Below are 24,548 nucleotides of genomic sequence, written 5' to 3' on the forward strand. Positions count from 1 at the left end.
GTGCTCAATATCGGTCTCAATACCGGGCTCGATCCAGCGCCAGCAGCGATCGGACCGAGCGCATCGCCCCTTGGGCCAACCGAGCATATCCTTCGACACCCATCAGCATCACTTCCTTGAAGCCGGCCAACGGCATATCCTCCTCCGGCCGCTCCTCGCCGCTCAGCCACGCATCGGCGCGACCGAACGTGCACTGCACGAACTGCCGCTCCTGCTCGAGCGTGAGCGTTTCGAATTGCAGGCCCAAATGCTTGCCGCCCAAACGCGTAACGCGCGCCGGGAAATGGAAGATGCGATCGCCGCGGCTCAGCGTGACGTGCAGCGCTTGGCCGCGATCGAACGCTAGCCCCGCTACGGGCAACTCGAGCCCGAGCCCGCCCGTGGAATAGTCGCTGGTCGTGCAGGCGAGCGTCGTGCCGTCGGCCAGCAACAGCGTGGCGGGCACGCGCATGGCGATGCGATGCGTCACGCGCACTTGTTTCGCCTCGCTCGCAACGCTCACCGCAGCGCCGAGCAGTGCAAGGTTGTAGATCGTCCAGACCATGTTCATGAGGATCGTCGCCCCCTCGCCGTTCGCGTTGAACGCGAGCCGGTACGCCCCTGCGAGGAACGCCACGAGGTTCATGCCGAGCAACACGAGATAAGGCTTGGATACGCTCCAGTCGAAATAGCCTTCGTCGACCCGGCCGCCTTTCTCCGTCACATTGAACTTGCCGTGCTTCGGGCTGAAAAACGCGAACGTCGTCGGCAGTGCGATGTACCAGGCCAGCACCGATTCGTACACTTCCGCCCAGAACGAGTGCCGGTATTGGCCCTGCATGCGCGAATTCGCGATGTTCGAAACGATGATGTACGGCAGAACATAGCTTGCGATCGTGGTCGCCGCGGCGTTGATGAAGTAAAGCTGAAAGAACAGGTACGCCATCGGCATGACGAGGAAGATCAGCCGCGGCACACCGTAGAAGAAATGCATCATCGCGTTGCCGTAGCAAAGCCGCTGGAAAAAGCCGAGGCCCCGCCCGAGGAACGGATTGTCGATGCGAAAGATCTGCGCCATCCCGCGCGCCCATCGCGTGCGCTGCTTGATGTGGCCGGCCAAGCTCTCGGTCGCGAGACCCGCGGCTTGTACCGTCGGCAAATAGGCCGTCGTATAGCCTTGTCGATGCAGCCGCAGCGCCGTGTGGGCATCCTCGGTCACCGTCTCGACGGCCACTCCGCCCACCTCTTGCAGCGGTCCGCGCTTGATGATCGCGCACGAACCGCAGAAAAACGAAGCGTTCCACAGGTCGTTGCCCGCTTGCACGAGGCCGTAGAAAAGCTTGCCCTCGTTCGGCACGCGGTTGAACGTACCCAGATTGCGCTCGAACGGATCGGGCGAGAAGAAGTGATGTGGCGTTTGCACCATCGCGCACCGGGGATCGAGCAAAAACGTCCCCATCGTCATCTGGAGGAACGAGCGCGTGGGCACGTGATCGCAATCGAAAATGGCGATGTATTCGCCCTTCGTCACCTTGAGCGCCGCATTGATGTTGCCGGCCTTCGCGTTGCGATTGTCGGTGCGCGTCAGATAGTCGATCCCCGCTTCGCGCGCGAAGGCTTCGAATTCGGGGCGGCGTCCGTCGTCGAGCAGATAGACGCGCAGTTTCGACGACGGCCAATCGACGCCTTGCGCCGCGAATACCGCGGGTCGCACGACGGAAAGCGGTTCGTTGTACGTGGGGATGTAGATATCGACCGTCGGCCATGTCGCAGGGTCGCTCGGCAAACGCGCAACCGTGCGATTGAGCGGCCACGCCGTCTGGATCAGGCCGAACGTCATGATCAACCACGTGTACATCTCGGCCGAGAACAACGCATAGCCGACGATCGCTTCCATCGGCGTACGGAACGTCAGCGTCTCCGTCACACGCCAGAGAATGTAGCGTCCCATCGCGAGGAGCGAGAGCGTCGCCAGGATCAGTACCGGCAATCGGCCCGGGAAACGGCGCACGACGAGCGCCATCGCGATCGTAAACGCGAAAAACTGCACTTGGCCGCCGGCCTGAAGCGGCGATGCGCCCACGCCGGTCCACAGCAACGCACCCAGCACGGTCAGCACCGGCAAGAGCCAGCGCACGTGGCCGATACGCTCGGTGCCGCGCTCGAGCGCATCGCCCCAGCGCTGCCAGGGCAGCAGCGCGACGAGCCCCTCGAACCGGCGCCAAGCGCCGCGCACGACGAGCACCGCCGGTAGCACTATGCGTTCAATGCGATCCAGCGTCTCGCGCGCGCGCGACAGGTCGGATTGCGCCTGCGGTCGCGGAGGCCGCACGAAAGCGCGCCAGAGCCAAGCGCGCCAACTGCGCGGATCGATCACGCCCCAATGCGCGGCAAGCGTCAGCAGCGCGGCGCGCGCCCAACGCCTGGGCACATCGGGGCGGCCGGCGCGCGGCGGCTTGAAGAAAAGCCGGACGAACCAATCGAGCGGCGTGCGATCGGCAGGCAGACCGAGGCCCAACGCGATCCAATCGATCAAGCGGGTTCGCGCATGGTTCCATGCGCCGACGATGCGCGCTTTCATCTCGCCTGCTCCGAATCGACGTCCGCATCGACGTCGAGTGCGCCGTCCAGCCACGCGTCCATCCAATTCGCCAAGCCGTGCAGATCGTGCGACGCTTGCGAGTGCGGGGCTTCGTCGAACAGCCATGCACCGCGAGCGAGCGATTCGGGCATCGCGGCGTCGAAATGCACACGGTGGGCGAGCTCCAACGCATCGCCGACCGCGGCGCGCAGCAAGGCGAGCGCGTCGCGCTGCATCTCGCGCGCGGGATTCAAACGATTGACGACGACTTTCACGACTGCCGCCGCGTCCCGTAGGCTCGGAAAGCAGCGCGCCAGCGTCGCGCAGGCTGCCGGCTCGGGCGGGGTCACGCATAGCACGAGATCCGCCGCGCGGACCGCTTGCGCGGCCTGTTGCGACGGATAACGCGCGGTATCGACGAGCGCCACGCCGCGCGCCGGAAAATCGATTCGAGCGAGCGCATCGGCCAGCCAGCGCGGCGCTTGCGCCATCCGGGCTTCGTATGCCGTCCGTTCGCCAAGCGTCGTCTCTCCGTGCGGCGCGAATAGCACGCCATCGGCATTGCGCCACGTATGGCCGTCCCACGGCTCGCCATGTCCCGCCATGGCGTGACCGAGTCCGCGGCGAGCGAAGCTATCCAAGCCGAAATGCGCACCGAGCATGTTTTGCGGATCCAGATCGGCCGCGGCCACGGGGCGGCCGCGCCGGGCGAGCAGCACGGCCAACGCGGCCGCCACGGTCGTCTTTCCGGCGCCGCCGACCGTCGACACGATTGCAACCACCTTCATCGCGCGCCTCCTTCGTCCTCGGATGCCGGCGCCTCGTCCACGCCTACGAGATCGGGCATCAGGCGGCCCTTGAGCGCTACGGGTTCGATCACGCAAGGCACGGCGTCGTCGGGGTTGAAGCGGCGGGCGGCTTGGAGCCCCCGGCGCGCGCCGAATCGTTGCGAAACGATCCACACCGGCACCGCAATCACGATGCCGGCCGCAAAGCAAAAAAGCAAGAATGGGATCATGGGCCGCTCCGTTCGCCGCGCATGGGCATCGGCCAAGGTTGCGCGGCACGTCGATGCTTGGGCGAGGATGCGGGCGATGACGGCGTGTCGACGCTCGGCGCCTCCCCCGGTCGATCCGCTTCGCGACGCGCGGGCGACCCCTCTCGATTGATCTTTTGCAGCATGGTTTCGACCGCTTTGAGCTGGAGTGCCGCATCGGCCGGCGCTTCTTCCCTCGTCGCGGGCCGCGGCGCTTGTTGCGGCACGGCAAGACGGAACAAATCACTGTAATCGGCGACCGGCGTGCGGCGATTCGCGTCGGCCAGCGCCGTTATCTCGCGCTCGATGCTCGCTTCGGCCAAGTAAACGACTCGATCCGACAGATGGTCGAGCGGAACCGTAAAGATATGGCCGAGCGCGACATCGGCATCGGGCAAACGGCACGCGAACAAGAATACATAGAGATGCGCGGCATCGGCTGTCGCGACATCGCCCGCCCGGCGCGGCGCGCAATACTTCAGCGCCTGCGCGTGAGCGAGGTCGGGCAGCAACGTGATCTTGGCCAGCACGTGCGGCAAATCGAGCACGGCCCCGCGCGCGAGGACCGCCTCGATACGATCGCAAAACGCGGCGACCGGCAGGTAGCCACGCACTTCATCGGTCAATGCCGCCGCCAATGCCGCGCGGTAATCGTGCGCGATGGGACGAGTATCGAGCTGCCCCTGCAACGAACGAAGCAGCGATTGCACGCGCGAGAACGGCAGTTCGCGTCCGATGATGAGATTGGCGCCCAGGCTCAGCAACAACAACTCGTACTGATGGCGCAGCGCCTCGCGGCGTTCGACGACGACGATCTTCAATGCCCGCCCGCACTCGCGCCGCAGCGCATGCACGGCCGCGCACAACGGCTCTAGCGTCGAGCGATCGCGGAAATCGAGCAGCACCGTCGCCGCTTGAGCACCGACGCAAGCGGCCACCGCGGCCTGCTGGTCGTCGACGATGTCCCACTCCGGCGGCGCCCAGCTCTCGCTGGCGACGACCGCCCGCGTCGCCACCACGCGCGACTCGTCGCGCGCAAGGTGCAACGCGGCTTGCGCCTGGCCGTCGGCCACGTCGAGCGCGACGCTCAACCGTCCGTCGTCGGTGAAGCGCAATGCGCGCGTTTCGCCCGTCGCCAACGCGCGGCCCGCGCGCCAAAACTCGACGTGCCAAAGCAGTTCGCCATGCGTGCGCCCCATCCGGGCCACGCCGCCGCACGCACCGTGAAATTCAAGGTAGCCCGGCTGCTGCGCAAGCTCCTCGTTCATGAAACGATCGACATTCGGATCGTCGGCCGCCTTGCCGCCGATCTTGGTGGGATCGAGCAGCAACACGAGCGCAATCCGCCGCGCGGCGCACCAGTTCGCGAGCAAATTCGCCTCGCGCGCGAGCGCATCGGGATCGCCCCATGTCAGCCAGCGCTCGGCGCCTTCCACCAAATACAACGCGTTTTGGCGGAAGCCGAAACGCTTGAGCGCCCGCAGCCCGCCGAATAGGCGAGCGAATGCGATACGCGAGCCCGGCGGCAACGCGCCTTCAGGCGCCCCACCTTTGGGGTCGCCGCCCTTCGGCGCGTCCGGCATCGCCAGTACGTTCAAATTGCGGGGCCAGCCGGGCACCGGGCTGCCCGATCCGAATCCGAGTTCGCGCATCCGAGCCGCCGCTTGGCCACGGGTTCGCGACAGCACGATCGAGACGTGTCGCGTGCGAGCGGTCTTCGCCGTCCCCCAAATCAACGCATCGCAGGCCGGCGTGCGCGGCTTGGCGTAGATCGCGTAGAAGTTGCCCGGTGCCAATAGGGCCACTTCGTCGGGCAACGCCTCGATCGCGAGCCGGCTGCCTGCGAGCGCCTTGGCGCCTGCGGCGTCGCGGAGCAGACCGAGCCCGCGTCCGACCAACGAGCGCACGTCGTCGCCCGCCCTCTCGGGCCGGCGCGCCTCGTCACGCTGCGGTGCGGGTTGCTTGCCTTCTTCCATGGTCCTAATAATCCGAATAAAGGCCGACCGGCCTCGGCGACAGGCTCGTATCCGGCTTTCGCGCGTCGAACGAATATCGCACGTAAATCATCCCTGAACTCGGTGCGTAATCGTGAGCATGGTCGATATCGAAGCGTACCCCCGCAACCAACCGGCGATTGAAGCGATACTGCACCACGCCGGTAATGCCGTACGAGAGGCTGAGCCCCGCCGTCGATCCGCCCGAATAAACCAAGCTGCCCGGGTTTTGCGCGGACAGCCCAGGCGGCGCGCCCGGGAGCCCATCAGGGTAATACGGCGAATCTTTTTCGTAGGAATTCGATGCCCCGACCGTGGCGGTCAAATCCCAAGTTAGGCCGCCGCGCCGGCCATTCCATTCGAACGGCACCCCGAACGACGTATAACGTTGCGGACTGTAGTATCCGCCCTGGCCATACGTATAAAAGCGCAGGTTGTTCGTGTAATGCCACCAGTTGCCGACGAGCCCCGTGCTCACGCGCATGTCGCGGCCTTGATAGACCGGCGTGGTGAAGCCCGCGCGAATCGTCACTTCCTGATTCGACGCAACGTGCTTGCCTGTCAGCACGCCGGCGCCGAGCTCGGAAAACCAGCTCACGCGGCCCATGTCGATGCCGCTATGCAGATCGATACCGTCGCGCCGCACGCCGCCCCAGGTGGCGTTGGTCCAAGGGTCGCGCAGCCCGGCATACGAGAGTTCGCTGCTCGTTTGCGGCCGCCGCGACGCGCTGACCGAAAAGCTCGCCGGACCCGCGTCGAACCGGTAGCGCACGCCGCCCACGAGGTAGTGCACCGGAAAACCCAGCGGCGTAGTACCGAGATCGAACCGCCATGCATCCGATGTGAAACCCGTGCCCAGCGCGACGCCGGTCGCCTGTTGATGCGTGACAAAGACAGGGCTGCTTGCGGGTGGCAAAAACGCCGAGTAAGTGCCGAACGTGGTCTGCGCGTACGACGGCGAGTCGGCGATCGAGAGCGTGCCGGCATCCAAGTGCACCGTATCGACATGCAGGAAGAAATGCCCCTCGTAGCGATACGGCACTTGAATGTAAATCGGCACCTGCTGAGCGTGATAGTCGGAGATACCGGGATCGCCCGCTTTGAACGCCGGCATCCACCCGGATTCGATCTCGGGGTCGCGCCGCTGCTCGAGATCGGCCATCGCCGCTTGCCCTGGCGTGCCGGCCGGATCGCTCGACACCACGCCGGCGGCACGCTCTTGCCTCATCGAACGGCGGAACAGCGACGCCGCCTCGTCGTAACGGCCAAGATCCTCCGCCAAGCGCCCCGCCTCGATCGTGACATCGGGACGCTCGGGATAGGCTTGCTGCAACGCGTCGGTCAGCCGCGTCGCCTCTTGCGGCCGACGCAGTGCAGCCAAACGGCGCGCGGCGGACAGGCGGGTATCGACATCGTCGGGCGATGCGGTCTCGAGCACGCCCCGAACGAGGTCCAACGCTTGCGCGCGGTGGCCGCTGTCTTCGAGCACGCGAGCCATGGCTAAGCGCGCATCGGGGTCGTCCGGCGACTGCGCAAGCACGGGTGCCAGCGCTGCGCGGGCGGCTTTGTAACGACCTTGCGCGCGTTCGAGGTCGGCCAGCTCAAGGGCATAACGCTTATCGCGCTTGCCCGCCGTACTCGCTTGCATCAAGATTCGGCGCGCCTTCGAAAAGTCTTTTTCGTCGAGGGCGGCATCCGTCTCGCGCAACACCAGACGCAGCGATTGATCTTCGAGGCGCGCACTCTGCTGCGCCGTCAGATGAGGCTCGCGACGAAGCTTGGCAAGCCAATCGGCCAGCGCATCGTTGCGTCCGGCGCTGCCGAGCAAGTCGCCGTAGCGAAGCTTAACGTCGACATCGGTCTCTTGCGGATGGCTCGCCATCCAATCGCGCATCAATCCGAGGCCTTGCTTGGGCTGTCCTTCGTCGATGAGCGCCGCCCCTACCGACGCCGTGACGTACGGATCGTCGCTGCCGTTCGTGCGTGCGACGGACAGCGCCCGGTCAGCCGCCTCGCGATCGCCGGTCGCGAACGCGGTACGCGCCTGCCGCAACGCCACTTGCGCATCGAGCTTGCGGGCCAATGCACGCATCGCTTCCGTACGCGCGTCGGGCGCAACGCCTTCCAGCGCGGCTTGCGCGCCGGCTAGGTCGTCGATCGAATTACGATAGAGCGCCGCCGCATAGCGCATCTCGGGCGACGCTTGCGCTTGGAGCCCATCGTCCATCACAGCCCGCCCCAATTGAGGCAAGCCAAGATCGCGATAGATTCGCGCGAGCGCAAAGCGCGTCCAGGGCTCGGCGGGCGCCAAGCGCAGCGCCTTTTCATAGTCCTCGGCCGCCGGGCCCAGCTTGCCCGTGGAAACCAAGCGCTCGGCCTCCAGCGTCAGCGCATCGGCACGCAGGCCGGCGAGTCCTTGGCGGTCCGCCTGATCGCGGAACCGTTGGCTTAAGGCATCGAGCAGCCCCGGAATTTCCTGACCGCGGCCGGTTTCGCGCAAAAGCGTCTGCATCCCCTGCACCGCGCCCAGATTCAACTGCCGGCTGGCCAAGAGCTCGCGCAGCATCGGCTCGGCAGCGGCCCAATTGCGCTGCGCAAGCCAAGCATCCGCGAGCAGTTGCTTCGCTTGCGCGTTACCCGGGTCGAGCGCCAGCGCGGCTTGCGCCTCGCGTTGCGCGTCCGCCGGGCGGCCCGCCGCAGCCGCTTCACGCCCCTTCGCGATCGTGCCCCAGATGAGCGACGTGCGAGCCAGACCGTCCCATTTCGACCGGTTGTCCGGCGCGAGGGAAGCCGCACGCAAAAATAGCGCGCGCGCTTCGTCCTGCCGCCCTTCGCGTAGCCGAACGAGACCCAAGCCACCCACCGCATCGGCATCGTTCGACCGGGCCTTGGCCGCGCGCGCGAGCAGCGAGTCGGCTGCCGGCAGATCGCCGCGCCCGAGCGCTCTCAAGCCTTCGCGCTGCGCGATGTAATCCGGGTCGTGCTCGAGCTTGAACTGCGCCTGACGCTCTGCGTCGAGCGTTTTAGCGCGATCCTTGAACTCGTTGTCGTCGGGATCGAGCGCTAGATAGGCATGGACGGCGTCGAGATAGGCGGGGTCCGCACCGGCCGCCTGCAACACGTTTCGCCAGGCGTTCATAGCGTCGGTGTGGTCGACGTCTTGACGCAGCGCGAGCGCCCAAGCGAGTCGATTGGCCTCGGCTCGCGTCGCGCCATGCTCGTTGAGCAGACTCACGAGCGTCAACGCCGCCGCGGTTTCGCTTGGGTCGGCCGCGATACGGCGGCGCAAGCCGTCGACGGCTTGCGCATAGCCGGCCGGCGTGCCGGACAGGATCCGGTAGTACTCGGCGCCGAGCGCCCCAGGCGGGGCGCCGTGCGGGAACAGGACCTGCAATCGGCGCGCGGCCTCCTCGCGCTGTCCGCTGCGCGCAAGTAGGCGAATCGTCGCCAGTTCCCCGCGGCCGCTCGTCGCGGACCGGTATTCGTCTTCGAGTTGCAGGGTTGCCGCGGCGTCGGGTTGCCGCGCCTTCAGGCGATCGAGTTGCGCCTCAGCCGCTCGCGCGTGCCCCAGCCGCAATTCGATCCGTACCGCTTCGCTGAGCAGCACGGGATCGTCGGGCGCGATCAGCAACGCTTTTTGCACGGCTTGCAACGCAAGGTCGTCGCGATGCTTCGCGGCCCATAAACGTGCGGTGGCGAGCAGACGGGCCTCGGGCGTCGTCGGCTGCGTAGCGGCGGACGGCGCGGCCGAATCCGCGGCGTTTGCAACGTCGCTGCCGGCGACCCATGCCAGCGCGGCCAAGACGGCGCATCGGACGAGGGGGCCCGCGCTTTTACGCACGCGATCCGTCATCGCTCCTCGCCCGAACATGCCGCTCGCCAACGAAGTTCCAGCGTGCCATCGGCTTTGAAGCGATAGCGCCCGTCGAGCCAGCCGAGACCGAACAGCGTCAGCACGCTCGAGTAGTAGCCGGGAGGATTTTGAGCCTCGAGCGACTGCACGCGTTCGACTTGTGCGGCGGCGGCGGCCGATCGTCCCAGTGCGCTCAGAAAGGGCACGGCCGCGGCCGAGAAACCGGCGTTGCCCGACCGCTTCGTCTCGCCGTTCGTCGTATCGATCGACTCGTAGGGGGCGCCGTGCTCCGCGATGTAATCGGCAAACGGCGTCAAGCGTGCAAGCAATGGCTTCGCGCCGGGCTGAGCCGGATCGAGCATGCCGGCCCAGAGATAGACGCGAATCGCGTCGTAGCTGCCCACGGCCTGCGTATCGGGGTCCGGCAGAAATCCTCGACCGGTAGCGTAGCGCGCCCAATCGGGCGCATAGCCTCGCGGGGCGGTGCCGAGCAAGACGGCCGATGCCGACTCGGCCAGGCGTTTCCAACGCGCGTCGTCGGGCAACGCCTCGGCCAGCCCCTGCAAGACCTGCAACGGCATATAACTCGGGTTGACCCGCCATGCGTCGGGGTTCGGATGAAAGCCCTGCGGACCGGGCAACAACGTGAGGCCAAGACCCGGCAGCGTCGCCGTTTCCTGCTCGACGATGTGCCGTGCCAGCACGCTTGCTCGCGCGGTATAGCTGCGTTCATGCCACAACGCGCCGGCCTGCATGAGCGCATAGGCGATCCACAAATCGGCATCCGATGCGGCGTTCTGATCGAGTACGTGCCAAGCGCCGTCTTTGTCCCGGCCCCAGAGCCAGGCGGGCAAATGACTCGTCAAATCGCCCTGAGCGAGGTTGTTCTCGGTCCAGCGCAATACGGTGTCGAACGTCGCTCGATCGTTCGCGACGAGCGCGAACATCAACGCATAGGCCTGACCTTCCGATACCGTGCGATCGTCGGCCGAGCCGACGTCGATGACGCGGCCGTCAGCCGATAAAAAGCTATGCTTGAACGCTTCCCATCGCGGCCAGTCGGGCCTGCATGCCGATGCGGATACCGTTGCCGCGCCTGCGGCGCTCGCCCCCGCCAAGAAGCCCGCGGCGATACCGCGAAGCGCCCAACGCTTTGCTGTTCCGAGCGCGCCCCGCCGATCCTTTCCGACCATCCGTCAGATCCCCCGGCGTCGCGCCGCCAGTTCTTGCAACGCCGTGAACGCGCCGATCGCCAGCAGCAGACCGCCGATGGCGCCGAGCACGCCGAGCAGAACGGGATGCCGAATGGCACGTCCCCAAATCTGCGCATACCAAGGTACGTAGCCGACCACGTAGGTTTCGCCCACGCGCATGCTCTCGATGCGGCTGCCCCGAACGAGCGCGACGTCGCCTTGCAGTTTGGCGACGAGATCGGGCCGCTCGAGGGCATCGAGCAAATCGTCGAGCTGCGTAGGTGAGGTGCCCGTCATGGCGACCACGCTGCGTCCGTGACTCTTCGGCAATTCGAAGCCGAGGAGCGCGGCGATCGGCCCGCTTTCGCCGACGCGCGCGCTACCCTCGGGTACCTGCACGCCGTCGCGCCAGTACTCCTTCACGGAAAAAGCCGTGCGCGTCACTTGGCCGCTCGGCTCCTGCGCGATCGACAGCGGCAAGGCGGCGCGCCAGCTAGGCGGCAACACGGCCGAGCGGCTATCGCCGATCACGAGCAAGTCCTTGTTTTGCACGCTTTGCGCCTGCCCGGCGCGCAGCACCTGCACGCGCAGCGAGGGCAACCCCGTCCACTGCCCCATGTGTCCGAGCACCGTCAGCAACGCATCGAGATCTTGCGGCGCGGGATGATCCGGTACGACGACAGCCGTCTGCGCGAGATCGGCATAACGCGTGAACGGGAAGCCGCTATTGGCGAAGTAGGCGAGATTCGGCATCCGCGCGTAATGCACGAAATGCGAGAAATCGATCGTCGAATCGGGATCGACGGCGGCACGAACGGGATTTTGCGCGACGCCTTGGCACAGCCCTGTCTTTTGCGAGTCGAGATCGAACTTCAGTTGCAACTGGTTGGCGCTGCCGACGCGAAAGGCCGGGATGTCGAACAGATCGGCCGTGCGTGCGTCGGCACCGCCCAAGATGGGCAACTGCAATCTACCCTTCCCGTCCTTGTCGTCGGCCGGCGGCAGACGCAGCGACTTCACGAGCAAATCGTTGATCGAGATCGCCAATGCCGAGTTGTTTTGCACGGTCGGCGCGGTGTAACGGTACCTGAGATCGATCGGCACGCCCTGCCCGCTCCACGAATACAAATCGGCCGGTACGCGCAGATTGAGGCGGATCGCATCGGGCCGGCTACCGGCCACTTGCAGTTGCCTAGGGTCGTCGACGAGGCGCTTGAACGGAATCGGCTTTCCGATCGGCAGCCAGCGCGGCGCATCGTAAGGCTTGCGCTCCGGGCCGATATCGACATGTTCGATGCTGGCCTCCGACCCGGAGAGGGCCGCCTTGCCCAGCACGAGCGCATCGGCGGCTTGCTTGACTTCGTCTTCGGTGCGGCCCGTCACGATCAGCAATTTCTTATTGGGCGCGGCCGGGTTGTCGGCCATGATGAGCATCGGCCCGTCGATCGCCGGCAACGCTAACCCGGCGGGCAACTGCTCGCGCTTGCCGACGACGACGGCATGCGCATCGGCAGGCAAGGCATTCGAGACGGAGAAACGCGCCTGACGGTAATCCGCGAGCTCGCCGAACCACGAAGCCAAGATGCCCGCGCTTTCGAGCGTCGAATTGTCGGGCGAAGCGGGCAGCACGAACGGTAACCGCAACTGCTGCGGATCGCGTCGATCGAAAAACGGCGCGGGCAGTAAGCTCAGATCGTCGGGAAGCCGCAGCGGCTGGGTATCGAGCAGGATCTCGCTCGTGGGACTGATGTCGGCCCACAGCGCGGAGTTCTCGGGATCCTCGCAATGATCGAGCGTGTAGTGCGCGATCAATTGCACGTTCAGTTGGTTGTAGTCCGTCAGAAAACGAGGATCGAGGACGATGTCGCGCGTAACCATCTGGCCCGCGTGCTCGCTATCGAACGGTACGGTCGCAACAGCCTCGCCGTTGATCGACACCTTCAGATGCGAGAGCGGAAAGACGAGTGCCGGCGAGTAGGTGTAGCGCAGCCGTAGCGTAGCGGCGGTCACGACGCGGTCGAGCCTTACGCCGACATTGATCGTACGCGTATCGTCCGGACCGCGGAGATGAAGCGGCTCGTAAGCGCCGAGCGTCGCGAACTTGAACGCGGCGGACGATACCGGCGCCGCGCTGCTAGCCGCTAGCGTCGGGGCCGCGGCGGCGCTTGGCGCGGCGGCTGTTAAGGAAGGACCGGAAAGCGAGCCGGCTAAAACAGCGGAACAAACGTAGGTCGATAGTACGAGTTTCTTCATTGACGGCCCGTTTCATGCCGAACGATGGGCGTCGAGTCGACGGCCCGTCCTTGCACAGCTTGCAATCCGGCGACACGCCCGTTGTGTGAACTGACGGGGTTGCCGCGCGCGCCGATTTCGGCTCATCCGCATCCGCATACACCGCTTATATAGACGGAACTTTGACTTGCGACAAATGATTTGAACCTAGGGCTCGCGGCCATTCGGCTCCACATGCCTATGCGCGTGGCGCAAGCCGACGCGTTCACGCGCGGAGCAAAGCGAGTGCCCGCCCAAACAAGATTTTCCGTTTCGACGAGTATTGCGAGCGCCCCGCATAATGGGGACGAATCGCTGCGCGAAACCTTTTAGCATAGCAGACAAGTGTGACAAACTTGCGGTACCCCCAGCAAAATCGGCCGCGTCCCGCGCGACCGATCGATAGGTACGTCCGATGGTTCGCCCCAGTAAATCGCCTTCCGCCACGCGTTCGCACAATCCGCTCGTGCCGCCTCCCAAGCGAACGGGTATCACCCGCGCCCTATTTGCCTTTAAACATTCGTACGACGGGCTTTGCTCGACCTTCCGTTCCGAAAGCGCCTTCCGCCAAGAGGTCGCGCTAGCCGTCGTACTCGTGCCGTGTGCAACGTTGCTTCCCGTGACCGCCATCGAGCGCGTCATGCTGATCGGCTCCGTCCTGCTCCTACTACTCGTGGAACTCTTGAATTCGGCCATCGAGGCCGTTGTCGACCGCATTTCGCTCGATCGCCACGAACTGTCGCGCCGCGCGAAAGATTGCGGCAGCGCGGCTGTCCTCCTTGCGCTCGTCATCGGCGCGATGACCTGGGCGACAGTGCTCTGGCCGCTGGCGAAGCAGTGGTGGCACACCCACGGCTGATGCCCGAACGACGATCAACCGACCGGTAGGCCTGGCAATTTTTACTCATAGACGACAATTTGCCTTCAAATTGCCTACAGAACAAGAGCTTCGGCATAGATGCAACACATTGGCCGGAAATAACCCTGACTGAAGTCGGTCAACTTTTCTTGTTACATCGGCATGAAAAAATTGCCGAAAACCCTATGTGTGCTTTTTTCCTACATTTTTTTAGGAAGGGATTGCTTTCGGTAAAAGCGGTTCTTAGAATGGCCTCCGTGGTGTTACAAGTTGTAACTGGCTGTATCAAAGAATGCACCGGGGTCGCGCAAACGATGTCGTCCCCGCGAGCGACAAAATTACACGGTAGAAAATACCGGACTGGGTCAACGGGGCTTCGGAAACGTGAGAAATGGACCGCAGCAGCGAGACGCTGGACTCTATCCGCGAAATTAATTTGTCGTACATCATGCTCGCGCAGCGCATGCTGCGCGAGGACAAGGCCATCGGCATGTTCCGTCTTGGCCTGTCGTCGGAGTTGGCCGATCTGCTGGCCGGGCTTTCGCTCGCGCAAAGCGTGAAGCTGGCTTCCTCCGATCAGCTTTTGTGCTTCTTCCGCTTCAACGACCACTCGATGTTGTCGGCTTTGACGCAGACCGCGAAAAATGCCGAAGTGGCCGCCACGCACACCGCGATTTTGCTTGCCAGCCAACCGGCTGAGCAGTTCGCGTAAATCGACGAGGCTAAGCCATGGTCCAGAAAAAGAGCCTCACGGAAGATGCCCAGGAAGTATTCCGCGCCATCGCGCTCATCGAGCTCGGTGCGCGCATGCAGGTGCTCGAAAGCGAGTTGACCCTCTCGCGCGACCGCATGATCCGCCTGTATCGCGAAATCAAAGGCGTATCGCCGCCGAAGGGCATGCTGCCCTTTTCGGCCGACTGGTACATGACGTGGCTCGCGAACATTCACGCGTCGCTGTTCTACAACACGTATGTCTTTCTGAAGCACGAAGCGGGTTGCTCGCATCTGGACGCGCTGACCAAGGGCTACCGCCTGTATCTCGAACATTGCAAGCATAGCGATGCCGAGCCCGTGCTCGATCTGACGCGCGCTTGGACGCTCGTGCGCTTCTTCGACGCCGACATTTTGCAACTGACGCCGTGCTGTCGTTGCAGCGGAAAGTTCGTCGCGCATAAGCACGATCTGCAACACAACGTCGTCTGCGGTGCCTGCCAGCCGCCGTCCCGCGCGGGCAAGACCAAACGCGCCGCGACCGCCAAGCACAATTTGGAAGCGGCGCAGTCCGCCGAAGCCGCTCGCGCGGCTTGACCGCCATCCGTTTTTCCTCGCCCATCGAACGCCCGCCTGCCGCGTGACCGGTTCCGATACCGTCACGCGCGGGCGCTCGCCTGTCCGCCGCCGGTTGATAATGAACGTCTTTGCGCCGTGAATCGATAGCACGGCGATTGAATCACCGGAGAATCGAATGGATCGCCTCACCGGCATGGGCCTGTTCGTGGCCGCCGTCGATGAAGGAAGCCTCGCCGCTGCGGCGCGCCGCTTCGGCATGTCCGCCGCCATGACGGGCAAGTATGTGGCCGCGCTGGAATCGCAACTCGGCGCGCGCTTGCTCCAGCGCACCACTCGCCGGCTAACGCTTACCGACATCGGTCACGGCTACTATCTGCGCTGCAAGGCCATTTTAGACGCCGTCGACGAAGCGAATCGCGAGGCCAGCGCCGCGCACGGCACCGTTCGCGGCGTGTTGCGCGTCGCCGCCCCCGTCGCCTTCGGCGCGCTGCATCTGGGCGAGGTCGTGGCCCGCTTTCTCAACGCGCATCCCGAGGTGAACGTCGAAGTCGCCCTAAGCGATCGTTACGTGGATTTGCTCGATGCCGGCGTGGACGTGGCATTGCGCATCGGCAAGCTGACCGACCCTGCGCTCGTCACGCGGCGCATTGCGCCGTGCCGGATGACGCTATGCGCATCCCCGGCATTCTTGGAGCGCCACGGCACCCCACGCAACCCGGCCGCATTGCGGCGCGTCGACCGGCTCGCGTTCAGCGACGCGGTCTCGCCCGGCGACTGGACGGTTTTCGACACCAAGGGCCGAGCCCATACGATCGATGGCCCTTGCCGGCTAGTGTCGAACAACATGCAGATGCTCGTGAGCGCGGCGCTCGCCGGAAGCGGCATCGCCTACGGCCCCTCGTTCGCATTCGGCGATGCGCTCGCCAGCGGCGCGCTCGCGGCCATCCTCCCGCGCTATCGCGCTGCCGATCTCGATCTCCAGGCCGTATACCCAAGCACGCGCCATATCCCGCTGCGCGTTAGGCGCTTCGTCGACCATCTCGTCGACACCTTCGGGGACGACCCGGCCTGGGACCGCCCTCACTCCGCAGCGAAACAGACGAGCGAAAGAAGCTAAAAAAAGCGAATTAAGCGCTTCGTCCCATCGTCATTCGACTCGGGATTTTCCCTGAGTCACCTTCTTCATCGCTGCATTGCACGATTCCCGTTTATTTCCGATAGGGCGGCCTTCCCCTGCCCTTAGATCGGATTGCCTTTTTCGCAATGCATCCAACGCGCGTCCTTGACTCCTTTCCCTCGCGCTGCTGTACTAAATCCACACAGTTGATTTAATCGAGCGGCGTGATCCGATGCGCTGCCAATTCGTTGTTAATCACCCGGAGGAGAGCGTTCGATGAAAACCCGTCCCTATCTGGTCGCCGCCCGGCATTTGATGCTCGGCGCCGCCGCGGCCTCGGTCTTGTGCGCCGGCGCGGCGCTTGCCGAAGAGCCGATCGTCGGCCTGATCACGAAAACCGACACCAATCCGTTCTTCGTGAAGATGAAGCAAGGCGCGCAGGCTGCCGCCCAGAAAGACGGCGCGAAACTGCTGACTGCCGCCGGCCGGTTCGACGGAGACAACTCCTCGCAAGTCACCGCGCTCGAAAATATGACGACGGCGGGCGCGAAGGCGATCCTGATTACGCCGAGCGATACGAAGGCCATCGTGCCGTCGATCCAAAAAGCGCGCGCAGCCGGCGTGATGGTGATCGCGCTCGACACCCCCACCGATCCGCAAAACGCCACCGACGGGTTGTTCGCCACGAACAACTTCAAGGCAGGCGAGCTGATCGGTCAATACGCCCGCAAGGCGCTCGGCAATAAGCCCGCCAAGATCGCGACGCTCGACCTTGCGCCGGGCATCTCGGTCGGCATCTTGCGGCACAACGGCTTCCTGCAAGGCTTCGGCATCAAGGCGGGCGATCCGAGCATCGTTTGCAGCCAAGACACGCGCGGCGATCAATCGAAAGGTCAAGCGGCGATGGAAAACTGCTTGCAGAAATCGCCCGACATCAACGTCGTCTACACGATCAACGAGCCCGCCGCGGCCGGCGCCTATCGCGCGCTCCAGACCGCGGGCAAAGAGAAGAACGTACTGATCGTGTCGATCGACGGCGGCTGCGAAGGCGTGCGCAACGTCAAGGCGGGCCAAATCGCGGCGACCGCGCAGCAATACCCGCTCAAGATGGCCGCGCTCGGCGTCGATGCCGGCGTCGAATACGCGAAGAGCGGCAAGAAAGTAAGCGGCTATACCGACACGGGCGTCACGCTGATTACGGACAAGCCGATGTCCGGCGTCGATAGCAAAGACACGAGCTTCGGCTTGCAGAACTGCTGGGGCCAGTAAGGTAGTTCGGCGGGCGGCGCGCGGGCGAAGCTTCGTCGTCGCGCCGGCTCTGTCAGTCATTTCGATCGTAGGAGAAGACGCATCATGACGACTCAATCAGCCGGCCCGCTGGCGCCGGCACCCGCTCCCCATTCGCACGGACATCGCATGCCGAGCCTGGCGGAGGCCGGTCCGTTGATCGCGCTCATCGCCGCGTGCGCCTTCTTCGTCTCGCAGAGCCATCGCTTCCTATCGTTTCAGAATTTCTCGCTGATCCTTCAGCAAACGATCGTCGTTGCCGTCATCGCCATCGGCCAAACGCTCGTCGTACTGACGGCCGGCATCGATCTGTCGTGCGGCATGGTGATGGCCTTCGGCTCGATCATCATGACCAAGTTCGCGGTCGTGCTCGGCATCCCGCCCGTGCTCGCCATCTTGTGCGGGATCGCGGCCAGCGCCTTGTTCGGGCTCCTGAACGGCGTGCTCGTCACGCGCGTGAAACTGCCGTCGTTCATCGTGACGCTCGGAACGCTGAACATCGCGTTCGCCTTGACGCAGCTCTACTCGAACGCCGAGACGGTCTCGAATCTACCCGCCGCGATGATGTTCCTCGGCAACACGTTCCGAGTCGGGCCGGCTGAGGTCACGTACGGCACGGTGCTCGCGCTTTTCATGTACCTGGCCGTTTGGTTCGTACTCCGAAATACGGTACCGGGCCGTCACTTATACGCGCTCGGCAACAACCCCGAAGCGGCGCGCCTCATGGGCCTCTCGTCGCAACGGATTTTGCTGACCGTCTACTCGCTGTCCGGCGCGATCTACGGCATCGCCGCGTTGCTGCTCGTCTCGCGTACCGGCGTGGGCGACCCGCAGGCCGGCCAGACCGACAACCTCGACAGCATCACCGCCGTGGTGCTCGGCGGCACGAGCCTCTTTGGCGGACGCGGATCGGTGGTGGGTACCCTGCTCGGCGCGCTGATCGTCGGCGTGTTCCGCAACGGGCTCACGTTGATCGGGGTCTCGTCGGTCTATCAAGTACTGATCACCGGCATCCTCGTGATTCTCGCCGTGGCGGCCGATAAGCTTACGCACCGTAAAGGCTGATCGAGCCTGCACTTGCAACCGCATTCGTACCCGAACTCGTATTCGCCAAGGAAACGTCATGTCGACCTCAAGCTCTCGCGCAGCGACTCCCGTGCTGCAAGCACGCGGCCTCGTGAAGCGCTACGGACAAGTGACCGCGCTCGACGGCTGTGATTTCGAAGTCATGCCCGGCGAGATCCTCGCCGTGATCGGCGATAACGGCGCCGGCAAATCGTCGCTGATCAAAGCGCTGTCGGGCGCGACCGTCCCGGACGACGGGGAGATTCTGCTCGACGGGGCCCCCGTGAAGTTTCGCAGCCCGCTCGATGCGCGCGAAAAAGGCATCGAAACGGTCTACCAGGAGCTCGCCGTCGCGCCCGCGATGACCATCGCCGAGAACCTGTTCCTCGGCCGCGAACGGCGCATGCCCGGCTGGCGCGGCTCGCTGCTCAAAATGATCGACAAGCGCCGCATGCTCGACGAGGCCACCTCGCACATGAAGGATTTGCAAATCGGCATTCGATCGATGCGCCAGCCCGTCGAAACGCTTTCGGGCGGGCAGCGCCAAGGCGTCGCGGTGGCGCGCAGCGCCGCGTTCGCCAGGCACGTGGTCATTCTCGACGAGCCGACCGCCGCGCTCGGCGTGAAGGAAGGCAACATGGTGCTGGAGCTGATTCGGCGCGTACGAGATCGCGGCCTGCCCGTCATTCTCATCAGCCACAACATGCCGCACGTGTTCGAGATTGCCGATCGCATTCACATTCAGCGGCTCGGACGGCGCGCCGCGCTCGTCAATACGAAGGACATTCATATGTCCGACGCCGTCGCGATCATGACGGGTGCCAAGCAAGCCGACGTCCGGGCCATCGCATAACGGCTCGCCCGAGCGGCGCTACGCACGGCGTAGTACTGTTCGAGGCGAATTCAATGATCGAAGAAGGCCATATGAACGCGCGAACGCATCCGCATGCGACGAGGACGGTCGGTTCGAACCAAGTCGGCATGCGGCAATTCAACGAGCGAATCGTGTTGCAAGCGATTCGCTTGCACGGGCCGCTGCCGAAGGCCGACGTCGCCCGGCTCACTCGGCTGAGCATGCAAAGCGTGTCCACCATCGTCGATCGGCTCATCGACGACGGTCTACTGGCCAAGCAGGCCCGTGTGCGCGGACGCATCGGCCAGCCGTCGGTGCCGATCGCGCTGAGGCCCGACGGCGCATACACGATCGGGATCAAGGTGGGCCGCCGCAGCCTCGATGTACTGGCCATGGATTTCACGGGGCACGTATGCACGCGCGACGTGCTCGAGTATGCGTATCCCGATCCCGAGATGTTGTTCCCCGCGCTAGAGGGCAAGCTTGCGCGCGTGACGGGCACGCTCGGCGCGCATGTCGATAAGGTCGTCGGCATCGGCGTGGCCGCGCCGCTCTGGCTCGGCGGATGGCGCGACTTTCTGGGCGCGCCGCCCGCTGCGCTCGAGGCTTGGAACGCAATCGATATCAGCGCGCGCATCGCCGCGTTGACGGGGCTACCCGTTGAATTCGCGAAGGATACGACCGCAGCTTGTGCCGCCGAGCTGGTCATGGGTCAAGGGCGCGGAATTCGATCGTTCCTGTATCTCTTCGTCGGTACGTTCATCGGCGGCGGCCTCGTGATCGACGGGCGCTTGCATGCCGGCCCCCACGGCAACGCCGGAGCCGTCGGCTCGATGCCGCTCGCGCTAGGCAACGGATACGCGCCTCGGCAATTGCTGCATACGGCGTCGGGGTTCGTGCTGGAGCAACGGTTTGTCGCTGCGGGGGTGCCGGCGGCGGCGGCGCACGATCATCGCGCACTGAACGCCGACGTCTGGGCCGTTACCGAACGATGGCTCGACGAAGCCTGCCCCGCCATCGCGATGACGATTGCAAGCTCGACGGCCTTGCTCGACTTGGACGCGATCGTCATCGACGGCGAGGTGGACCGTCAGCTCGTGCGCGAGATCATCCGGCGCACGCAACGCGAACTCGATCGAATCGAATGGGAAGGGATGGTCAGACCGCAACTGATCGAAGGAACCATCGGCGCGGATGCGAGAGCGATGGGCGGTGCGATTTTGCCGCTCTACGCACACTTCGCGCCGATGCACGAGTTGTTTTTAAAGGACTGAGGAGACGTTCGACCGCCGGCTCAGTTGACGAAGGGGTCGTGCAGCCAGCCTCCGCAACCGTCGCCGCCGCCTCCGCCGCCGCCATGGCCTCCGTCGTCGCCACCGTCATCGCCGTCGGCGCATTTCTCGCAGTTGCAGAAGATGTTGAAAGGCATGTGGTACACGACCGGCGCTTGCTGTAGCACCTTGGATTCCCAGTAGACGTCCGTGATTTGCGCACGCACGATTTTCTGCGTCACCGGATCGACATGCCAACTATTCACCGTCTCGACGACCTGCTTCGGAGGGGTGATGTTCTGCGCGCCGCTATTGATGACGAACCCTCTGATAAACGGGCGATAGGCGACGGCCGGTTTCGCTTCGACAACTCCGTCCGAACGAACCGGCGGCATATGCACATCGGCGGGCACACCGTCGGCGATGCCCCCCATCGATAGCGATTGAATGCGCCAACGAATCCGGTTTCCCGGTTTGCCGAAGACTCGAAACTCGGAGCCGCCTTCGCCTTGCGAGTCCCACCAAGTGGAGACCATGTAGACGTAGCCGACACCTTGAGCATGAGGGCCGAGCGGAACGTAATCGCTGAAGCTCACGTGATCGCGGGCCTTATTGACCCCGTAATGATAAATAATGCGCGGGGCATCGACCAAAACGGCGACATCGATAATCTCCGGGTAAAACCTTGCCAACGTCGACATAATCTCCTCCTGTCAGTCGGATAAAGCGACGATTGAAACTACGGGATCGAATAGAACGCGACAGCATCGACAACGTTAGATCAGTCGAAAATATGGCGATAGGTCAGCCTTCGATCCGCAAGAAAGAAGTCCCGGAATATGAGAACGATCGATGGTCGAATGCAGCATTGACGCGGTGAGGGAACCTATGCGCCGGTCAAAATGCGCATAGGCCGCGAATGATCCCACCTAGCTGCCGAAGTACGGCGAGCAGAAGCCGGCGGGCCCGACACAGCTCGGTTGCATCGGCATGGGAGACGGTGATCGCGATCCGGAGGAACCGCTTTGCGCGACGCCGCCGACGTCCTGCTGGGTCGAGCTGCCGTCGCCTTGCATAGCGGCTTTCGCCTCGGCAGCTTGAATATCGGCGGGGTAGTTCAGGTCGTCGCCGCGAGCCGGGTTGTAGCCCGCTTGCTCGACCCGGATTAGATCCGCAAGCACTTCGGCTCGCGTTAGCGGATGGCTCGCCTGCGCGAAGCTCGATACCGGCGCGCCTAGGGCGGCAATAGCTAGAGCGAGAGCCCAGCGGGATGCAAACTTTGACATGATTCGTACTCCTAATTAAACGTGAGGATATCCGTGCCGCAGACAGGAGAACGTTCGTGGGCGCCGTCGTGTTGAGCACTTCCGTACTTTCGGGGGAAACGGCTCGGTCTCTGTCTACACGAACGTAAACCCGAGAACCCGGCCGTCTATTCCCGCTTTCGTCGGCGAGAAGTCGATCTATCGGCCCGGTGCGGCCTTGTGACGGGCGAGGAAGCGATCCAACTGTCCCGCGAAGACCTTTGCGTCTTGCGCCGCATACGGTCTCGGGCCGCCCGTTGCAACGCCGGAATTGCGCAATTGATCCATGACGTCGCGCATCGTCAAACGCTCTTGAATGTTGTCGCGCGTCGTCCAGTCGCCGCGTGGATCGAGCACATACGCGCCCTTCTCGAGCGCCGCGGCGGCGAGCGGGATATCGGCCGTCACGACGAGATCCCCTTGGCAGGCGAGTTCGACGATGCGATCGTCGGCCACATCGAAGCCGGATGGCACTTGCAGCGCTTTGATAAAGGGGGACGGCGGCGTACGAAGATACTGATTCGCAACTAGCGTGACGCACACTTCGGTACGCCGTGCCGCCCGAAACAGGATGTCCTTCACGACAACGGGGCAGGCGTCCGCATCGACGAGTACTTGCATGGCAGTCCGATCAAATAGCCAGGGGGCGGCCGGAAGCAGCGCGAACCGCCCGGCCCCCGACCTGCACTGCGCCGTCGAGGTATCGCGCGACGAGCGTACACGGCTGACCGAGCCGATCGCCTTGCATGAGCGTCACGCTTCGCGCGAGCGACAATGCCAATGCGCCGGCGGCGACGCCCGTGGCCGCATCTTCGAAACGCGGCTCGAGATGATTGAAATTCCGCCCCGCATAGAGGTCATCGCGCACGCGGCAATAAGCGTATATGCCCGAGACGCCGTACTTTCGGCTCCAAGCAGCGATACCCGCAAGGTCGGGATTCAAGCCATGCAGCACCGATTCGTCCGCGACCTCGACAAGCAGCTTCGCACTGCCGACCGAAGCAGGCCCGCGAATGCCGATCAGGTCCGCTTCCTGGGCACCCAACAATCGGGCGGTTTCCGTGACATCCGCATTCAACGACGCACATGGCTGCGCCTTGACGCCGATAAAAATGCATTCGTCTGCACGTTCGACGTGGAGGATCTGCCGATGAACGCTCGTGACGAACCGAATGCGTTCCATGCCAGGGTCGCGCTCGAAGAGGACGGCCGCCGCCGCGAGCGTCGCATGGAGGCACAGCGGGCTGCGGGCGTGCGGGTAGTAATAGTCGAGCTGAACTTCGCCGGAAGCATTCGTCTCCACAAAGACCGTCGCGCCTGCGTCTTGCCCGCGCGCAAACGCTTGTCTCTGTTCCTCTACTAACGTTGAGCTTTCGACCACGATCGCGGGATTTCCGCTTTTATCGGTACGGCCGAAGCAATCGATGCGATGTGTTTTCATTGAAGATCAAGCTGAAATGACAATAACCCGTGGCCAACGCGTTTGATACCGCTTCTCTTGCACGCGCTTTCGGAACGTCTCGACGCCGACGCGCGTCGGATTATGGCGAACCACCATCGCAAACAAATCGCCGAGCCCGTGCGGTGCGATGACTTCGATGGAATCGTCGGCGCGAAGCGTCAAACCGACCGACGTCGCCACCTCCGGCCATGAAGCGACGGCTTCTTGCAAAGATTCGAAAGGCGCTACGGCCTGCCCGAACTTCGATTCATACCATAAGTGCACGCCTGCCTGATTCTTGACGTCCCAGGCTAGCGCCGGATAGGCGGCAGCGAGTCGACATTCGAGTTGCCTATCGCGGTCGATCGACATGTCGGATGCGTCGAAATAGGCAACGTCGATATCGGCCAGCGCCGAGGGATCATCGAAACCGTGAAGCCTGTCCCATACGAGATTGCGGATCGCGCCCGCGCCGATGCACCACGAGGGCAAGCCCAATTCGCGGACCGCAACCAGCGCCGGCCGCAGCCAATTGGATTTTGCGGCTAGCGCAATGAGTTCGGCCGTCAACGTATCGTCGCGATCGGGGTGCATAGCGGCTTCTCCGGTTACCCTTCGACGATCGCCTTCGGCGGATAGCTTGCCAGCACGACGGACGTGGTGACGGGCCCGAACTTCGCCAATGCATCGATGGCGGCTTCGAGTTCGGCCATTTGCTCCACCACAATGCGCACGATAAAGCAGTCCTCGCCGCTGATGCGATGCGCCTCGACGATCTCGGGCATGGTGTCGAACGCGTGCAAGCAACGTTTGATCTCGGCATGCGTCGTGCGGATTCGCACCATCGCGCCGATACTGCGGCCGACGAGGCCCGGATTGACGCGTGCCGTGTAGCCCTCGATGACGCCCCGCTCCTCGAGCCGCTTGATACGCGCCGTGACCGCGGGCTGGGAAAGACCGATCAGCTTACCCAGCTCCGTATTCGTCATGCGCGCGTTGCGCTGTAACGCCTCCAAGATCCGCCAGTCAAGCCTATCCAACGTCACGGACTTTGTTTTCATTTGCAAACACCCTGAAATTCCGTCAATTCCGATGCAGACGGCCGTCAATTCATTCAATGGGCCATGTTGCCCGAATTCTTGCCCTTTTACACT

General features: G+C 64.0%; 21 protein-coding genes. 8 read left to right on the forward strand and 13 right to left on the reverse strand.

All coding sequences use genetic code 11. From position 1 onward, the window contains the following. Positions 1-16: 16 nt before the first annotated feature. The 7 genes from bcsA to bcsB are packed head-to-tail and all read right to left on the reverse strand — an operon-like array spanning position 17 to position 12,889. Positions 17-2,560, reverse strand: a complete 2,544-nt coding sequence (bcsA, locus tag AB1286_RS28450; RefSeq protein ID WP_430366537.1) for a UDP-forming cellulose synthase catalytic subunit — start codon at positions 2,558-2,560, stop codon at positions 17-19. Further along, the gene (bcsQ, locus tag AB1286_RS28455; RefSeq protein WP_430366538.1) at positions 2,557-3,348 is read right to left on the reverse strand and encodes a cellulose biosynthesis protein BcsQ; all 792 of its coding nucleotides are present in this window, start codon (positions 3,346-3,348) and stop codon (positions 2,557-2,559) included. The genes bcsA and bcsQ overlap by 4 nt, the downstream gene beginning before the upstream one ends. Beyond that, the gene (locus tag AB1286_RS28460; RefSeq protein WP_430366539.1) at positions 3,345-3,578 is read right to left on the reverse strand and encodes a hypothetical protein; all 234 of its coding nucleotides are present in this window, start codon (positions 3,576-3,578) and stop codon (positions 3,345-3,347) included. The genes bcsQ and AB1286_RS28460 overlap by 4 nt, the downstream gene beginning before the upstream one ends. Further along, a complete protein-coding gene (bcsE, locus tag AB1286_RS28465) occupies positions 3,575-5,572 on the reverse strand; it encodes a cellulose biosynthesis protein BcsE (RefSeq protein ID WP_430366540.1) in 1,998 nt (665 codons plus the stop codon). Before bcsE ends, AB1286_RS28460 begins: the two co-directional genes overlap by 4 nt. Positions 5,573-5,576: 4 nt before the next feature. Beyond that, positions 5,577-9,461: a cellulose synthase subunit BcsC-related outer membrane protein gene (locus tag AB1286_RS28470; RefSeq protein ID WP_430366541.1), complete on the reverse strand. Its 3,885-nt coding sequence runs from the start codon at positions 9,459-9,461 to the stop codon at positions 5,577-5,579. Next, positions 9,440-10,636, reverse strand: a complete 1,197-nt coding sequence (gene bcsZ, locus AB1286_RS28475) for a cellulose synthase complex periplasmic endoglucanase BcsZ (protein ID WP_430366542.1) — start codon at positions 10,634-10,636, stop codon at positions 9,440-9,442. The genes AB1286_RS28470 and bcsZ overlap by 22 nt, the downstream gene beginning before the upstream one ends. A gap of 3 nt (positions 10,637-10,639) precedes the next feature. Then, a complete protein-coding gene (gene bcsB / locus AB1286_RS28480; protein ID WP_430366543.1) occupies positions 10,640-12,889 on the reverse strand; it encodes a cellulose biosynthesis cyclic di-GMP-binding regulatory protein BcsB in 2,250 nt (749 codons plus the stop codon). Between the two features lie 433 nt (positions 12,890-13,322). Between bcsB and AB1286_RS28485 the strand changes: the two genes are divergently transcribed. The 8 genes from AB1286_RS28485 to AB1286_RS28520 all read left to right on the forward strand — a co-directional run bounded on the left by AB1286_RS28485 (position 13,323) and on the right by AB1286_RS28520 (position 20,652). Beyond that, positions 13,323-13,766 (forward strand): diacylglycerol kinase, encoded by a 444-nt coding sequence (locus tag AB1286_RS28485; RefSeq protein ID WP_430366544.1) that lies wholly within the window; start codon positions 13,323-13,325, stop codon positions 13,764-13,766. 391 nt (positions 13,767-14,157) lie between these two features. Further along, entirely contained in the window at positions 14,158-14,478 is a 321-nt protein-coding gene (flhD, locus tag AB1286_RS28490; protein ID WP_102648920.1) for a flagellar transcriptional regulator FlhD, read from the forward strand. Positions 14,479-14,495: 17 nt separating this feature from the next. Further along, on the forward strand, positions 14,496-15,074 hold the full coding sequence (flhC, locus tag AB1286_RS28495; protein WP_430366545.1) for a flagellar transcriptional regulator FlhC: 579 nt from the start codon (positions 14,496-14,498) through the stop codon (positions 15,072-15,074). A gap of 157 nt (positions 15,075-15,231) precedes the next feature. Then, positions 15,232-16,173 carry a LysR family transcriptional regulator gene (locus AB1286_RS28500; protein WP_430366546.1) on the forward strand — a complete coding sequence of 314 codons (942 nt, stop codon included), beginning with the start codon at positions 15,232-15,234 and terminating at the stop codon, positions 16,171-16,173. A gap of 276 nt (positions 16,174-16,449) precedes the next feature. Further along, positions 16,450-17,442 (forward strand): sugar ABC transporter substrate-binding protein, encoded by a 993-nt coding sequence (locus AB1286_RS28505; RefSeq protein ID WP_430366547.1) that lies wholly within the window; start codon positions 16,450-16,452, stop codon positions 17,440-17,442. A 147-nt stretch (positions 17,443-17,589) separates the two neighbouring features. Beyond that, the gene (locus tag AB1286_RS28510) at positions 17,590-18,525 is read left to right on the forward strand and encodes an ABC transporter permease (protein WP_430367352.1); all 936 of its coding nucleotides are present in this window, start codon (positions 17,590-17,592) and stop codon (positions 18,523-18,525) included. Between the two features lie 58 nt (positions 18,526-18,583). After that, positions 18,584-19,378 carry an ATP-binding cassette domain-containing protein gene (locus tag AB1286_RS28515; protein WP_430366548.1) on the forward strand — a complete coding sequence of 265 codons (795 nt, stop codon included), beginning with the start codon at positions 18,584-18,586 and terminating at the stop codon, positions 19,376-19,378. A gap of 71 nt (positions 19,379-19,449) precedes the next feature. After that, positions 19,450-20,652, forward strand: a complete 1,203-nt coding sequence (locus AB1286_RS28520; RefSeq protein WP_430366549.1) for an ROK family transcriptional regulator — start codon at positions 19,450-19,452, stop codon at positions 20,650-20,652. A gap of 20 nt (positions 20,653-20,672) precedes the next feature. Here the strand turns inward: AB1286_RS28520 and AB1286_RS28525 are convergent, their stop codons facing one another. The 6 genes from AB1286_RS28525 to AB1286_RS28550 form a co-directional block, all read right to left on the reverse strand. Beyond that, positions 20,673-21,350, reverse strand: coding sequence for a hypothetical protein (locus tag AB1286_RS28525; protein ID WP_430366550.1), 678 nt, complete (start codon positions 21,348-21,350; stop codon positions 20,673-20,675). A gap of 228 nt (positions 21,351-21,578) precedes the next feature. Beyond that, the gene (locus AB1286_RS28530; RefSeq protein ID WP_430366551.1) at positions 21,579-21,935 is read right to left on the reverse strand and encodes a DUF4148 domain-containing protein; all 357 of its coding nucleotides are present in this window, start codon (positions 21,933-21,935) and stop codon (positions 21,579-21,581) included. A gap of 177 nt (positions 21,936-22,112) precedes the next feature. Then, positions 22,113-22,574, reverse strand: coding sequence for a YaiI/YqxD family protein (locus AB1286_RS28535; RefSeq protein WP_430366552.1), 462 nt, complete (start codon positions 22,572-22,574; stop codon positions 22,113-22,115). A gap of 10 nt (positions 22,575-22,584) precedes the next feature. After that, the gene (locus AB1286_RS28540) at positions 22,585-23,394 is read right to left on the reverse strand and encodes a PhzF family phenazine biosynthesis protein (protein ID WP_430366553.1); all 810 of its coding nucleotides are present in this window, start codon (positions 23,392-23,394) and stop codon (positions 22,585-22,587) included. A 6-nt stretch (positions 23,395-23,400) separates the two neighbouring features. Then, positions 23,401-23,988: a nucleotidyltransferase family protein gene (locus tag AB1286_RS28545; RefSeq protein ID WP_430366554.1), complete on the reverse strand. Its 588-nt coding sequence runs from the start codon at positions 23,986-23,988 to the stop codon at positions 23,401-23,403. 14 nt (positions 23,989-24,002) lie between these two features. Beyond that, entirely contained in the window at positions 24,003-24,455 is a 453-nt protein-coding gene (locus AB1286_RS28550; protein ID WP_430366555.1) for an Lrp/AsnC family transcriptional regulator, read from the reverse strand. Positions 24,456-24,548 lie beyond the last annotated feature (93 nt).

It is taken from the genome of Trinickia sp. NRRL B-1857, from assembly GCF_050470685.1.
Classification (GTDB): domain Bacteria; phylum Pseudomonadota; class Gammaproteobacteria; order Burkholderiales; family Burkholderiaceae; genus Trinickia.